A 16,603-nucleotide genomic window follows, 5' to 3' on the forward strand; every position below is an offset into this window, starting at 1 on the left:
ATGAAAGAAAAGTTCTCTTTTTTAACTAGAGTGTTAGAGATAACAGTTACATCTGCACAACAAAAGATTTAGATTTTGAATTTTATTAACTAATTCATACATCTAAAAATGAGCCTTTGAGATATAATATAAAGTTATTTATCGTATATATCACAGGTTCATTTTTAAATAAAGTATTATAGATATAGGAGTGATGATTTAATATTACTATTCATCCTATATCTTTTTTGCATATTAAAATAATTGAAAATATTTATTATAGCACCAGTACAATAATCTACAATTGCGTCTTATTGTTTGACAATATTGTACCATTATATACTATTTATATATATAGAGAATCTACTAATACGAGGCTATATATGGCAACTATCACAATGAGGTATACTTTATTGTGATAGTTTTGTGCTAAAGTTTTATATATTGGTATAATATATAAGTTTATAAACATTCTACCTAATGGTATAATATTTCTAAGTAGTTAGGTCATAATAGTAGACTATTATACTGATATTAGTATTTAAATTGAGGAGGTAATGATAAGAATTTAAAAAAACTATGAATTCAGTAGCTAAAATTTACTTAGGCTTCTCATGAGTAACTTATATGAACAAACTTGTTGAAGGATCAGATGAAGATCTTAGGGCAAGAAGGGAAAAAGAAGGACAGAAAGTTGCACCAAGTATTGGATATAAATTTTATATAGAGGTGAAAATAAATGAAAAATTCTAAAGAAAAAAGTATAAAAGCTATAAACGCTATAGAAAATACATTAAAAAACTTAGATATTAATTATCATAAACCATTAATTGATTTATTAAATGAATATAATAATAAATTAAATACTCAAGATAATCATGTACCTTTAATAACTAGTTTAGTAAATAAAATTTCTTGGTGTATTTTAGAAAATAATTTAAAAGTGCCTCCTGAAGTTAGTGAATTAATAGGAACTCTAAATTCATTACAAACTAGATTTATGGTGTGTAAATTTTAATATTTGGCTATGTTTTAGCAAAGTGTTGATATTGTTATAATAACTTATAAACTTTCAATGATTAATTCAAGTCCGTAGTCAAATTGTTCTTTTGAACTATAAAGCAACATTTTTGGAAAAAGCCCAGAAATATAATGAAATGAATGATGAATGGCTTGATTTTATAGTAGATTGCAGAAATGGTATAAGTCATTATTATGAGGTAAATGATATAAATAAGCATCTGGTTTTCAAAGTGGCGGTATCTGTGAGGATTACCGTCTACTTACATAAAAACCGATTTAAAATAATGTGAAGCTAATGATAACTATACTATTTATTAAAGCATCTTAACTTTGATGCTTTTCCTTGTATTTCTATCATAGAATATGTCCCATGTTCAAAATAAAAAGAATGAACATTCTCTAATGATAAACCTAATAATTTAACAATAATTATAGATAATGGTCCACTGTGTGAGACTATTAAAGCATCTTTTCCTTTTGATACAATTTCGTCCAAACATTTACTAACACGGTGACACATGTCTTCATAATTTTCACTTCCACTTGGTGGATTATGAATCAAGTCCTCAATCATACGTCCAAAGTCCTGAGAATCTTTTTGTATTCTATTATCAAACGAAGAACCTTCAAGAATTCCAAAGTTTTGCTCATTTAAGCCTGATAATTTGATGATTGATTCTGTTCTACCATTCATGCATATTTCAGCAGTTGCATAAGCTCTTGATAATTCACTTGTGTAACAACTTGAAAATTCCATATTCTTTAATTTGTCTGCTGATTGTTTGGCTTGTATAAAACCAGTTTCAGTTAACGGATAATCAGTAATCCCAAAAATTAGTTGCTTTTCATTACCTATTGATTCTCCATGTCTGACTAAATATATTTTCATACTATTACCCCTTTATTACATTTAAGATATTTATCATTTCAATAGCTGATACAGCTATATAATATCTTGCTTTTGTATATTATTTTTTCAATTATTCTATACTTCCTAAAAGGCCTGTCTATTTATTTTCTTGTATCATTCATATATTCTTTAAGCTGTTTTACTGTCACAAATGTAAGATTATGATGTTTTGCAAACTGAATAAGCTCACTTTTGCGCATCATTGTTCCATCCTCTCTCATTATTTCACAACAAAGTCCAGCTTCTTTAAGCCCTGCAAGCCTTAAGAAATCAACTGTAGCCTCTGTATGTCCCTCTCTTTCAAATACTCCACCTGCTTTTGCCTCAAGGGGAAACATATGCCCCGGTCTTCTAAAATCTTCCGGATTAACACCTTCTTCTACACACTTGATTGCTGTATATGAACGCTCATGGGCAGATATGCCTGTAGTTGTATCCACATGGTCAATTGACACAGTAAATGCGGTTGTATGGTTGTCTGTATTGTTCTTTACCATCTGAGCAAGTCCTAACTTTTCTGTCATAGCAGCACTCATAGGCATGCATATAAGACCCTTTGCATAAGATGCCATGAAATTCACATTTTTAGGTGTAGCAAATTCAGCCGCACATATAAGGTCGCCCTCATTTTCTCTGTCAGGGTCATCTGTAACTATTATAATTTTTCCATTTCTTATATCATTTATAGCCTCTTTAATAGTATTAAAATTCTCCATTTTTAAATCCTCCTATTTTTAATATAAATTATTTATTATGGTACGATTTCTTCTATTTCCAATGCCATTTTTAAAAATTGATTTTATAACCTCACCTCTATTTAAAAAAATAAAGCCATCCTGAAAAAAATTACTTCAGGACGGCTTTATAAAAAAATTGATTTTAAATTATTGTCTGCTTGATATATACTCCTTAACAGCCAACTTAAAAATACTTTAATAATAACCATTCATCTTCTTTTATCCAGACTTTACTGTCGGCCTCGGAATTTCACCGAATCATGCCTTGCGGCTCGTGGGCTTTACCACCGGTATGGAATTTCACCAAACCCTGAAGATACATATTCACTTTATAAATTATTATATTACTAAAATTTGGATTGTCAAGAAAATTCTTTTGGCTGTTTTTTATAAATCAATAAAATATTTTTCTTTTAGTATGACTCTTGTTTTTATGGTATTTTATATAATTTTTCTAAAATAATGTAACATTTTCTGTTACAAGTTAGGTTACAATTTTGGTTACAAATATAGTAACTTTAATTGTAACGCATTATGTAGTAAAAATTGTTCTTTTTTATATTTATAATAGGCTATGTTTTAGAATAGTGTTGATATTGTTACATTTTTGTTAAGTGGGCATTAGAATTTAACTTTTAGAACTCTTAATGAGTATTGTCACATTAATTGCTTGTCCGAAGCTTGTCTTTGGAGCAAGCTTGGAATGGGACCATACTCATTTAGATGTTCTTAAGTGAGAGTCAAAATTTTATATTTTGTTGCTCGAACTTACTCAGCGAATGAATATGAGTCGAGTTTCCTATATTAATTCTTTAGCCCACTGAACAATATATAACAATATCAACACGGTTTTAAAACATAGTCTTATAATAAGAACTTATTATTAATACATCCAAAGTAACTATATTGTTAATCTATCTTTAGCATTCTCTCAAATCACGCATTGTTTCTACATTTCAAAGCATAGCCTGTCTATTGTTTGTATAGGAACTTTATTTATTTTATTCAATTATTTAGAAATTCTTTCAAAATTCTTAATCATTTTGGTTTATATTTCGTAAGATTAATTCCTTATTATTTAATTATGGGATTAACAATTAAGTCAGCTAGTCTATTTTGTGTTATATGCCTAAGCATATGTTTTGGTACTAGATTAGATTGAAAGGAGAAAAAGCTGTGAAGATACAGACAATGCGCTTAAAAGATAGATTCAAAATAAAAAACAATAAACAAAATCACATAAAAAATAACAATAAATATTTTGAAATGAAATTTAGTAAATTTATGGTATATTATCTTAGAATTATTATTACTATTATTACTCTAGCTGCAATAGGAGAATTAGGTTATTACACATTATTTAAAAAAAGTTTTCTTAATATAGGTCTAATAAGTTTATATATAGTATTATCTAGTATTACATATTTTGTGATTAAGAAAAAAGTTAATAAAAGAATCATGATTTCACTAATGCTTTTTATAGGATTAGTTCTTAGAATAATTTGGACATTTTCGCTTACTAATGTACCTGTATCAGATTTTAGTCAAGCATATAAGGCAGCTATAAGTATTAATAATGGTGATTATAGTCCTATGATGGGAACTTCTTATTTTGGAAGATTTCCTCACCTTACAATTTTAATACTATATTTTTCAAGAATGATTCTAATATTTAAAGAAAATTCATTAATTGCCATAAAAATAATGAATATTATTTTTTCTACTTCAACTATATTATTAATTTATCTTATTTTAAATGAAGTGTTTAAAGAGTATAAAACAATAGTAATTGGTACATTCATAAGTGCTATTATGCCAGCTTCAATTTTGTATACACCAGTATATTGTAGTGAAAATATAGCTATTCCTTTTTATTTAGCAAGTTTATATTGTTTCATATTGGTAATGAATAAAAAGAAGAAAGATAAACTATTAATAGTTTCAGGAATCTTGCTTTTTATAGGACATTTATTTAGAATGGTTGCACAAATAATTGTAATAGGATACATTCTGTATATAATAATTTATTACAGGAAGAGCGTTGTAAATAAATTTAAAAATACATGTTATATATTATGTTCATTTATAATACCATTTATTATAATAAGTAATTTATTGGTATCAGTTGGAATTACAGATCAAAAACTTTGGAATGGAAGTGAACCTCATGTAACCTCAATGTTAAAAGGAAGTAATATTGAGAATTTTGGACAATGGAATGAAGGAGATGCAAAGTTTATAAATGAAAATTTAAAAAATAGAGAGTACTTAGAAATAACTTCGAAAAATAAAATAATAGATAGATACATGAATACTAATATAATAAAAACTTCAATTTTTATTATAGGAAAGATTTCAATGCAATGGTGTGAAGGAGATTCAGGGGGGGCATTTTGGGCGCAGCTTAATCTTGATAATGATAAATATAAAATTGATATATATAACAAAGGAAATATATGGTACCAGATTTTTCATGTATTATTATTAATAGGAGTACTAAAAGGATTGTTTAATAAGAAAATGTATTTAGAAAATAAGATAATAAATATATTTTATATTATATTTTGTGGATATGGACTGACGTTCTTAATATTAGAATCTCAATCCAGGTATGCATTTATAATAAATTGGAATTTGTTAATACTGTCATTGACATCTATACAAACTAGTTCAAAAGATGTATTACCTGTAACAGATAGGCAAAATCTCATTGCAAATAAATAGGGCTGTCTCAGAATTACTAAGGGAAGTAATAACAAAGAAATAGAAATAACATTTATTAAAGAAGACTAGAAAAATTTTGCTAATGTTATTTCTATTTCTCTTTTTGAATATACACCATATTATTAAATGATTTGTATTATGAGACAGCCGCTTTGTTTTAAAACCTTTTGTACAACCAAAACAGGTAAAAAATTCAGTATTGAATAGTCCTTTTTCTTCAAGAAAATTAATCTATAGGTTTAGAATTAACAAATTCATTGATTATTTCATCAGAATTTTCACATTTATTGACGAACATAACATTATAGTAAATATTATTTTCTTTCCAAGTATAGTCTACGATAGAATTATCACCATTACATTCGTATTTAAAGACTTCCGTGTCATTAATATTCATTTTTTCAGCTTTAATTTTTTCAGATTTATTATCTTCTAAATTTTCTTCAGTAAAATACCCATTTTTCTTTATATCTTCATAAATTTGTGAGTTTTTTTCGGCAGTAAAAGTTATTGAACCATTTTTATTAGAATAAAAACTGTTTAGTTCATAATTAATTTTATTATTTTTTATATCAGAATTTCCTGAAATTCCGACACATGAGTCATTTATTTTTATATCTTCATTAATTTTTAATGGAAGTTTAGGATTAAATCCAAGAAGTCCCTTAGCTTTTTCTAAATCTTCTTTATCGTAAATACCCATTTGTCCAATTTCTGTGGAAACCTCTCTATCTACATTATAATTTACGTTATTTATTTCATTTGGATATTTTATAGATTGAGCTATTTTTTCTATAGTATCTTCAGAAATATTGCTCCATTCGCTCTTTTTCTCTCCATTAATATATGTTGAATTATACCCTATGCAATAATACACTCCTTCGTTTTTCCATACAAAATATTTTTCAATCCTTTTCCTACTTTCAATATGAAAACCATCCTCATCTTTAGCTGGAGTAGTTGTTGTTAAAGTTATTTGTGATCCATTTATTGTTCCTAATTGCATTGATTGTTCTTCTACTTCTACATTGGAATCTTTATAATATTTATTATGTGCATCTCCAATTTCCTTTAATGATTCTGCAGGTTTTGTTTCAAAAATATCTAATGAAAAAGCATCTTTATGTTTATTTGGCTTAGAAAAACCTATGCTCAAAGCATTATTATTTTCTGAAAGCTTTCCAATTTGAAATCCTGCGTCTACTTGATATCCTTCTGGAATAAAATCAGGTATTTTAAATTTAAAACCTGCTATATTTTGAGCTTTTTTCATGTCATCGTAAATCTTTAAAGATGAATCAATTAAGAATTCATGTTTATCAATTGAGTTTATTTTATTACTTGCATTAGCTGTTACATTATTATTAACATCTAGTGCTTTAACTTTGATACTGCCTGTAAGTACTACAGTTGCAGCTACTGCGCAACATAATAAAGACATTGCAGATATTTTGTAGGAACCTTGTTTAAATTTTTTTATCATTTTAATCCTCCTCTTGATTTGGCTATTTGTTTCAAAACAAATTGCTAATTGTGAATATTGTTTTTTATTTGAAAACATTTTCGAGAAATTTATAAGTGTCATACCATACTCAATACATTCTTTTTCTCCAAGAATTTCTAGGACACAAGCATCACAAGCATATTCTCTGTAAATTTTCATTTTACTAATAGCAATCCAAACTAAGGGATTAAACCAATGTATTGAAAGTGCAATTATGCCAAGAAAATTGTAAACTAGATCTTTTCTCTTATAATGCATTAGCTCATGTAAAAGTATATGTGATATCTGAGTATTATCATTTATTTTTAGAACATACTCTGGAATGTATATTTTAGGTTTTAAAATTCCTAGGATACAAGGACTTTTAAAACCATCATATATAAAAATTGGAATTTTTGAAGTTATGTTAGCTTTATATCTGCATTCGTTCATTAATAATTGAATTTCTGGATACGTATGCAATTGTACATGCTTGATTTTTCTTTTAAAGTTAAATATAAATAGTAGAAATGTTGAGATTAAAATAAATAACCCTATGATCCAGATAATAGAAACTATTTTTAATGTAAATAAAATTAAATTTTGATTATTAATTTTTTGTTCATTATCTTTTTCATTAATTTGAATGTTTTTATTGTGATTTACATTATCATTTTGCTCTTTACCTTCAGAATACAGTTCTTTTTCTTCTGTTGAATTACTTCTTTGACTTTGTAATTGCAAAACATTTTCATATTTTTGATACAAAGTGCTAAATAAATTAATACTCATTTCAGGAATTACAGGTATAAGAAGCCTTATTACTATTAAAATACACAATCCATGTTTAACTCTTACGCTAATATGATTATTAAATATTTTCAAAATTAAACTAATCACAATAATAACAATACTTGCTGTAAAAGAAGTTTGTAAAAACCACAAAAAAACCTTTTCTAAAATTCCCATAAAAAATATACCTTCTTCCCCTATACCTTAAAGTTTTTTAGATGAGCTTTTTTCTTTTTTATCTTTAAGAATATTTTCTAGTTCTTTAATTTCATCAATAGACAAATTTTCTTCTTCTAAAAATTTACTAAAGAGAATACCTAAAGCTCCATCATATACTTTTTTTAGGAACGATTCATTTTCTGATTTTATACATTCATTTTGAGAAATTAATGGATAATAGTTATAAACTCTACCACACTTTTCAAAGTATATTGCTTCTTTTTTAATGAGCCTTGTTATAAATGTTTTAATAGTTTGTTTTGACCAATTCATCTTATCAGATAATGAATCTATTATTTTTTCTGAAGTTAAAGGGCTTGTTTTCCATAAAAGTTTCATCACTTCCCATTCTGACTCTGATATTTTAGGAATATTATCCATAAATTCATTCACCTTCCTCTATAGTTTGTATTTACAGATTACAACTGTAGATTAACTTTGTCAATACAAAAATTTACTTTTAATATAAATTTAGGAGTACAAAGAAAATAACAGTTTAAAGATGAAGTGTATGTACTTTTCGCGAATGGAGATATAACTATGAAAAGTATGGAATAGATCGACTTAAAGAATGCTATAAAGTATTGATATATAAGTATTTGAACGATGAAGACTACGATAACGAATTTGGAATGTCTTAGATATTATTCTTAGTTTCCAAATTTCGGTGTATAATGGGTGTAATTTAACAATTAGGCTATGTTTTAAGTGAATGTTGATATTATAATATAAAGCTCATGGACAATGGAATTCACTTTAAGAACTCTAAAACGAATATTAGTCCTATTAATGCATGCTCCTAATCAAAGATTATGACAAGCGTTAATAGTACAAATATTCATTAAGAGTTCTACAAAGCAAATTCCAATGCCAGTTCGCCTTTATATTAAAATATCAACACTATTCTAAAACAGAGCCAAAATAAAAAAAGAAATTATTAGATTTTGTTTTTTAATCTAATCTTAGGGAGTGGTAAATATTAAATGTGCATTTAAATTAAGTATAATAGTGATGTTATTAGTAAGTTTTACTGGGTGTTCAGAAAATATAAATAAAAAACAAAATAATAATAAAATTGAACAAGAAGTTAAAATAGAAATACCAAATACTAAAGATATTATAAATACTTTATGTTCAGATGATTTTGGTGGAAGATTATCAGGCTCTGATGGAGATGATAAAACTGAAAATTATATTTTTAAAATAATCAAAGATTTAAAATTAGATCCATTATTTGAAGAAGGATATTATGAACCATATACTCAAGATGTATATAAAAAGCTTGTAACTGATGAAAATGATAAACCTGAAAAGAAAGAACTTCATAATTTAGTTGGAGTTATTAAAGGTTCGGATAGTACAAAAGCTGTAATTATATCAGCGCATTTTGACCATATAGGTTACCAAGATGGAAAGATAATTAGAGGAGCATTAGATAATGCTTCAGGAGTTGCCACTTTAGTACAGATAGCAGATATTTTAAAGAAAGAATCTGAAAATAAGACTTTTAACCAAGATATAATTATTGCATTTTTTGATGGTGAAGAAACTGGTTTGCGAGGAAGTAAGGCTTTTGTTAAGGATATACAAGGAAAGTATTCAAAATTATACAATATAAATATAGACTGTGTAGGTGGAAAAAATTCAGGAAAAATAGCATTATATAATAAAAGCAAGATTTCCAATAAATTAACAACAGCAATGAAAGAAACATTTAGAAATAATAATATGAATTTTTCAGAAACTCAAGTAATAGGTGCAATAAGTGACCAACGAAGTTTTGAAGAAAAGGGTATTCCTAATATTTATATATTACAAGAAAACATAAAACCATATATTCATAAAGAAACTGATACTCCAGATACTTTAGATTCCAATGAGATAGAAAAAGTAGCAAATGTATTAAGTAAATTTGTAGAAACAACTGATGGGAATGATTTTATTATAAACTAGCTATTTATAGTCTATATACCCTTTCTTCTTACTTTCTACCATTAATAAAAAGTTTATAAAATAGAATCCCAAAAGTCCTACTATAATAAACATATTATTAAGATTAAATAGGATTATTAATATTCCATAGATAATAAAATATATGGAATTTAATATTGAAAACTTTAATTGTAACCTTAAGAATTCATTTAATTTTATAAATGTCATTTCTCGCATTATACTATATACTCTACTGTGATAATTAAGTTTATCTTTAAACAAAACAGAATATATTAAATAAACTACTCCCGTTAACACTGGTACTAGCCCAATAAAATTCATTTCAGCACAGCCTTTCTACCATATCTTCAATTAAGTTTTAATTCTATATATAATATTACAATTTAAGATGAGTCGTGAACAGCTATCTTTTGTGCATAGCTTGTATATCTTGTAATTTCATTCAATACAAAGGATCTGTCTAAGAATACAAATCATTTAATGATATGATGTATATTCAAAAAAGAAATAGAAATAACATTTGTGGAAGAAGTATTGAAAAATAAGCTTAGAGTTTCTTCATTCGAAGTTGTTCCATATGCCTTAGCGAAATTTTTCTAGTCTTCCTTAATAAATGTTATTTCTATTTCTTTGTTATTACTTCACTTGGTAATTCTGAAACAGCATCTTTTAATTTTATCTTTTCTTTTACCTGTCTAAATAATGATATTCTCCAAAATTATTAGGTACATCTACTCCTAACTCAACATTAAACATCTTTTCCATTATCATTTTGCCTACTATATTTCTATAATGAGATGTTTCATACCAATAAAAATTATTAGTAGTTATATCATTATATCCAGAAAAATCCCAATAACTAGTTATTTTTTGTAACTGTTTTTTAGCTTCTTCTGTTATTTCTTTATTAGATTCATATGTTACTTTATTTAATGGATTAAAGAAAATATATAAATTTATATTATTATCTTTACATAATGAAATAATTTCACTTATTTCATCAATAGATTCACTAATTCTATTTAGTTGAAAGTTATCACAAGGATTATTAAAACTTGGATCATTAACATGTTTTTCTATATCGCTAAGTATTTCATCGTCACCCCCAGATGTGACACCTGTTTCTAGAATATCATCATTCGTAGTAAAATCATGATATCCATCCATTAATGCTCTAATAGTATTTAAATTATAAGTATCCATTGGATTTCTTAATATATACTTATTAAACTTTTCTTTATAGTCAAGCTTTTGATAGGGTATTCTTAATAAATCAGCTGTACTATTTTTAGGGTCCATAGTAAAAGAAAAATCATCTATTCCTAAAATAATATTTTTCATTTTAACACCATTATTTATAAAAGTCTTAATGGTAGCTAGCCACTCAGATTGCATTCCTTCAGAATATGTCATATTATAATATTTACCATCATGCAGTAAATTTGTTTCAATATGTCCTACTCTAGATGAACCAAATATAAATGAATCATATTTTTCAGGATTATTTAATACAAATTGTGTTTTTACATAATTTTTATTTGGTTCTAAAACTTGATATTCAAATGAAGTTTTCCAAATTCCATATGGATCTAGTTTGTAATTAAAAAAGCATACGCTTGCTATCAAAATAGTAATAAAACATATACACAAATAAAAGAACTTTCTTTTCTTATTCATAATAAATCAAAATCTCCTTAAAAATTAAGCTTTGTTTTAATATAGTGTTGATATTGTTACATTTTTGTGAAGTGTGCATTAGAATTCGACTTTTAGAACTCTTAAGTGAGAGTCCAAATTTTATATTTGGTATCTCAAACTTACTCAGTGAACGAATGTGAGTCGAGTTTCCTTGAGTATTGTCACATTAATTGCTTGTCCGAAGCTTGTCTTTGGAGCAAGCTGGAATGGGACTATACTCGTTTAGATGTTCTTAAGTGAGAGTCAAAATTTTATATTTTGTTGCTCGAACTTACTCAGCGAATGAATATGAGTCGAGTTTCCTATATCAATTCTTTAGCACGCTGAACAATATGTAACAATATCAACACGGTTTTAAAACATAGCTAAAAATTAAAATATAATGAAGTTATAGTTTGGCTCGAACATATTACAAAAATTGCACAAACTATAATTACTACAATTTGAAACATAGTTGCTATATTTAATTTCATATTTTTCACTTTATCCAATGAATTTTTACATAAAAATGAGATAATAATAGCTATTATAAGTATACATAACAACCCTTCAATACTCATACTCTCAGGAGAATCTATTTTCTTTATATAATCACTACTCATTAGTTTTGTTATACTTCTAAAATCGAACATACTTCTCAATACACTTAATGCATTAGATATGCTCTTTGCTCTAAAGATCACCCAAAATATATTTACACAATTAAAAGTTATAAATATACCTAAATATTTATTTAATTTCTTTCCACTGCTTGTCCATATTCTGTGTATTATACTAGCTATCCCATGAAGCATTCCCCATATAATAAATGTCCATCCTGCTCCATGCCATATTCCACTCACCAAAAATATAATAAATATATTTAAATATGTTCTGTATTTCCCTTTTCTATTTCCACCTAAAGGAATATATAAATACTTAGTTAAAAACTTTCCAAGTGTAATATGCCATGTTCTCCAAAACATTTGGATATCAGTAGACTTATACGGAGAATTAAAATTCATTGGCAATTTTATATTAAGCATTAATGCAATTCCTATTGCCATATCACAATATCCGCTAAAATCAAAATATAATTGAAATGTATATGATAGTGATGTTAACCAAGCATCACAAAAACTTAAATTGCTTATTGCAAATCCAGCATCTGCAAATCTTCCTATCATATCTGCTATAAATATTTTTTTTCCAAGTCCAATAGCAAACATATATAGACCTTTATTCATATTGTCATAGTCTATTCTTTTTTTTATGCTATCACCTAATTGAAAAATAAATTCATTAGCTGTCATAATTGGACCCTCTGAAAGTTTAGGAAAAAATACTACTGCTAAACAATAATCTATAAAATTGTAATGTATCATTTCATTTCTATAATTATCAATAACAAATGCTAATTGTTGAAATGTAAAAAATGAAATACCTACTGGTAACATTACATTTATTAAGTTAAAATCATTCTTAAAAATTAAGTTAATATTCTCTATAAAAAAGTTATAATATTTAAAATATCCTAATAATCCTATATTAAATACTAAACCTATAATTAATAACATTTTCTTTGGACTTTTTAAGTTATTAAACTTAATTATAAGCTTTCCTATACTAAAATTTATAATTATTGAAAATAATATAATTACAATATATTTTTTATTTGTATATCCATAAAAAAATAATGAAATACAAATCAAAAACGTTTTCTTAAGTAGCCTTTCATCACTTTTATCAATTTTATCAACGAAAAAATAAATTAAAATTAAAATTGGTAAAAATACTAAAATGAATTGTAGTGAATTAAAAATCATATTTATTGTCTCCTTATATAATCTAATACATTAAGTAAATAAAAGCTCTCATGCCTTAATATCTACTATTCCATTTTTGTTTTAAAATTTTGATCTGTTTGAATACTATATTAAAGCAGAGCCAACAATTAAAATAATGTTATTACCTTTTCAATATAGTATTTAGTGCTGCATATCATTAATAAAATGCCAAATAAGTAATTTGTGAATTTTCTAATATTTTACCATATATAGTATTTAAAGTATTATTAATCCGATAATTAAATAATAAGGAATTAATCTTAAAAAATATAGGCAAAAGTTAATAAGAATTTCAAAAGAATTTTGAAAGAATTTCGAAAGAGTTGAACAAAATAAATAAAGTTACTACACAAACAATAGACAAGCTTTTCCTTAATCTTGCTTACACAATAGGAAAATAAATATCAATTTGTGATTTGTCATTTTTAGCACCTAAAAATCGTTCTGTATAACATTCAAAGTCATCACGCATATCAAGTTGCTTATTGCTGCCCAGAAACCATGTACCCCAAATATACCTATAAGTCATATAAAGGGTATTTACTGTTCCTGTATGAATAAACTTTGCGTATTTTCCACCAGAAAACTCTTTAATTAACATATTGTTAGGTGCAGGACTTATTTTATCAACCTCTATACCAATAAATTCCGTAGTTAAACTATCCTCATTAAATATTTCTGTTTCACAATGATTGCTTATCTCAAAAAAACCGTATCTATTAGAATTAATAGATGCATTTTTCAGCTTTGTAAGCTGTTTATTAAAAATATCCCATTGTGTAATGCTTTTGTTATTAGCAACACTTGTTTCAAAACGAATGCCCATTATTGTTTTACTTGGTACAATAATTATTTCTGGTGTTAAAGTTATTTGGCTATTTCGATGTACTAACTCATTTGCATCTAACTGTGGCTTATTACCAATCAGTGTATCAATATGATTATTTCTATATTGCTTAGGCGTTATACCATATCTATTTTTAAAAGCACGAGTAAATGCTTCGTGAGATTGAAAGTGCAATGAAACAGCAATATCTAATATTTTCTTTTCAGTATATAATAGTGACTTTGCAGCTTCAGTAAGTCGTCTAAAACGAATATATTCACCTATAGTTTCTCCCATCATAATGTGAAAATAGCGGTGAAAATGATAATATGAATAAGAAACCGCATTGGCAACATTACAAGCAGTGATAGGCTCATATAAATTATTTTCAATGAATATAATTGCTTTCTCAAGTATCTTTTTTTGATCCAATGTAGTTTCCTCCGTTTCTTAAGGTATATTCAATGCTCTCAATTCATCTTATTCAAGAACATTTTTAACATCAAATTTATATTCTCCAAGTAAATTGATATGCTCCCATCCTAGTTTGGATATATTACTGCAACTATCTTTCTCCAAATTCTTAACGTTTACCAAAGAATCGTTTTGCACTATAACACATATCTTATTTTTATGGATTGTAGGAAGGTGAAGTTAAAACAAATAATACGTTACTCATTTGATTTGTTTTATTTTTAAATTTATGTTTCATATATGGTGGAATTCGGATTACATCTCCTTCGTTTAAAATATACTCCTGATCTTCCAGTACAGCATAAACGGTTCCTTTCATTACAATCGCTAATTCTTCTTTATTGTGCTTATAATGACTTTCGGTTGTTTGTGATTTATTATTAAGGTTCATCATTAGTATTTCAACATTTGCTTTCATAAAATCAGGCGTCAAAATATCATAAACAATATGTTCATTATCAGAACGATAAATCTTTTTTCTATCTTCTTTTCTTAAAATTAATGATTCATGGTCGATATCATTAATAAACAATGTAAATAATGGTACATTTAATGCTTTTGAAATTAATTTTAATACTTGTAATGAAGGATTTGCAATTCCTCTTTCTAATTGACTAATTAAAGAAGTACTGATTCCTGATACTTCTGCAAATTCCCGAATACTATATCCCCTACTTTTTCTATATTCTAAAATCGTATTTCCTAAACTGTAGTTTGTCATTCTCTATCTCCTTTTAATATTTCATGTATTATTTTTATACAATCATACTAGTTTGATTTAACATAATAAACACAATATAAAAAGCTTTGTATATCATAAAAATGTATTATATAATATCCACATGTTTATTATAGTAAACAATAAATTCAATAGCAAATATTTTAATATGTTGAGGCTAGCTAAATATATTTATTATGTTTCAAATAGAAAGGAGAACTATATGAAAAACACACGATTTTTTTCAATTTATTTATTATTCATTGGAGTTTTTGCTCTTTCAACTTCTGCTATATTTGTAAAGCTTTCAAGCGCACCTGCACCAATTATAGCTGCTTATCGTATGGTTTTTTCTACTTTTATTTTATTGCCCATATTGTTTTTTAGCAAAAAAACTTTGTGAGAAATAAAAAGTTTGACGAGAAAACAATGGCTGTTAGGCATTCTTTCTGGAGCTTTTCTTGCTTTGCATTATGTACTCTGGTTTGGGTCTTTACGTTTTACTTCTGTAGCAAGTTCAACCGTATTGGTTACTCTTCAACCGATATTTGCATTTATTGGGGGATATTTTTTCTTTGGCGAAAAATTAAAAGGATTTGCAGTTTGTGGAGGAATCCTAGCTGTGTTTGGTAGCTTTATAATTGCATTAGGAGATTTTAGAATTGGTGGTGAAGCATTGTTTGGAGATATTCTTGCTTTGCTAGGAGCTGTAACAATAACGGTTTATTTTTTTATTGGTCAACATCTAAGAAAAGATTTGTCTCTTGTTGTGTATGCTTTAATTGGCTATTCCACAAGTGCCTTATTCTTACTGGGATATTCACTTGCTCTTGGATATCCACTAACAGGATATCCATCATCGGATTGGATGTGGTTTTTCTGTTTAGCACTTATTTCAACAATATTAGGACAGACAATTTTAAACTGGCTAATTAAATGGATAAATACTTCAACTATTTCAATGAGTATTTTAGGCGAGCCGATTGGAACCTGTATATTGGCATACTTTATTCTTGGAGAAGTGGTTACCACTCAACAGCTCATTGGTTCTGGAATTATTTTGGTTGGTATCTTTTTATTCCTAATGTATACTCAACAAGTAAATAAGCTAAAAAATTAAAGGATAATTTTTATAGCACATTCATCCTTGTCTTTACATAAAGTGAAACTTTTCATTTGGAATTTTATGTTCCAAATGAAAAGTTTCACTTATCTTAAGATAAAATATACGTAGCATCTTT

At 26.5% G+C, this 16,603-nt stretch carries 12 protein-coding genes, 1 pseudogene and 1 riboswitch; of the genes and pseudogenes, 5 read left to right on the top strand and 8 right to left on the bottom strand.

Annotated elements, in window-relative coordinates:
* Positions 1-606 precede the first annotated feature (606 nt).
* Positions 607-732 (top strand): hypothetical protein, encoded by a 126-nt coding sequence (locus BM027_RS18655; protein ID WP_278320189.1) that lies wholly within the window; start codon positions 607-609, stop codon positions 730-732.
* Positions 719-997 (top strand): bacteriocin immunity protein, encoded by a 279-nt coding sequence (locus BM027_RS02790; protein WP_090088602.1) that lies wholly within the window; start codon positions 719-721, stop codon positions 995-997. Before BM027_RS18655 ends, BM027_RS02790 begins: the two co-directional genes overlap by 14 nt.
* A 312-nt stretch (positions 998-1,309) precedes the next feature.
* Here BM027_RS02790 and BM027_RS02795 read toward each other — a convergent pair whose 3' ends face one another.
* Positions 1,310-1,891 (bottom strand): histidine phosphatase family protein, encoded by a 582-nt coding sequence (locus BM027_RS02795; protein WP_090088605.1) that lies wholly within the window; start codon positions 1,889-1,891, stop codon positions 1,310-1,312.
* Positions 1,892-2,031: 140 nt separating this feature from the next.
* A pseudogene (gene ribB, locus BM027_RS02800) lies at positions 2,032-2,628 on the bottom strand (3,4-dihydroxy-2-butanone-4-phosphate synthase); the annotation flags it as partial.
* Between the two features lie 228 nt (positions 2,629-2,856).
* Positions 2,857-2,971: riboswitch (FMN riboswitch) on the bottom strand.
* Between the two features lie 854 nt (positions 2,972-3,825).
* On the opposite strand from ribB, the gene BM027_RS02805 reads away from it, so the two are divergent.
* Positions 3,826-5,373, top strand: coding sequence for a glycosyltransferase family 39 protein (locus BM027_RS02805; RefSeq protein ID WP_090088609.1), 1,548 nt, complete (start codon positions 3,826-3,828; stop codon positions 5,371-5,373).
* Positions 5,374-5,599: 226 nt separating this feature from the next.
* Here BM027_RS02805 and BM027_RS02810 read toward each other — a convergent pair whose 3' ends face one another.
* A complete protein-coding gene (locus BM027_RS02810) occupies positions 5,600-7,825 on the bottom strand; it encodes a M56 family metallopeptidase (RefSeq protein WP_090088610.1) in 2,226 nt (741 codons plus the stop codon).
* A 27-nt stretch (positions 7,826-7,852) separates the two neighbouring features.
* Positions 7,853-8,248 (bottom strand): BlaI/MecI/CopY family transcriptional regulator, encoded by a 396-nt coding sequence (locus tag BM027_RS02815; protein WP_090088612.1) that lies wholly within the window; start codon positions 8,246-8,248, stop codon positions 7,853-7,855.
* Between the two features lie 588 nt (positions 8,249-8,836).
* Between BM027_RS02815 and BM027_RS02820 the strand changes: the two genes are divergently transcribed.
* Complete coding sequence (locus BM027_RS02820; RefSeq protein WP_090088614.1) at positions 8,837-9,820, top strand: M28 family metallopeptidase; 984 nt, start codon at positions 8,837-8,839, stop codon at positions 9,818-9,820.
* A gap of 687 nt (positions 9,821-10,507) precedes the next feature.
* Here BM027_RS02820 and BM027_RS02830 read toward each other — a convergent pair.
* From BM027_RS02830 to BM027_RS02845, 4 genes are all read right to left on the bottom strand, one after another.
* On the bottom strand, positions 10,508-11,497 hold the full coding sequence (locus tag BM027_RS02830) for a hypothetical protein (protein ID WP_090088618.1): 990 nt from the start codon (positions 11,495-11,497) through the stop codon (positions 10,508-10,510).
* 386 nt (positions 11,498-11,883) lie between these two features.
* Entirely contained in the window at positions 11,884-13,323 is a 1,440-nt protein-coding gene (locus BM027_RS02835; protein ID WP_090088620.1) for an MBOAT family O-acyltransferase, read from the bottom strand.
* A 403-nt stretch (positions 13,324-13,726) separates the two neighbouring features.
* Positions 13,727-14,602, bottom strand: coding sequence for an AraC family transcriptional regulator (locus BM027_RS02840; RefSeq protein ID WP_090088622.1), 876 nt, complete (start codon positions 14,600-14,602; stop codon positions 13,727-13,729).
* 199 nt (positions 14,603-14,801) lie between these two features.
* The gene (locus BM027_RS02845) at positions 14,802-15,365 is read right to left on the bottom strand and encodes a helix-turn-helix domain-containing protein (protein WP_090088623.1); all 564 of its coding nucleotides are present in this window, start codon (positions 15,363-15,365) and stop codon (positions 14,802-14,804) included.
* Positions 15,366-15,777: 412 nt separating this feature from the next.
* On the opposite strand from BM027_RS02845, the gene BM027_RS02850 reads away from it, so the two are divergent.
* Positions 15,778-16,482, top strand: a complete 705-nt coding sequence (locus tag BM027_RS02850; RefSeq protein WP_341465515.1) for a DMT family transporter — start codon at positions 15,778-15,780, stop codon at positions 16,480-16,482.
* Positions 16,483-16,603 lie beyond the last annotated feature (121 nt).

It is taken from the genome of Clostridium uliginosum (genome assembly GCF_900112485.1).
Classification (GTDB): Bacteria; Bacillota; Clostridia; order Clostridiales; family Clostridiaceae; genus Clostridium; species Clostridium uliginosum.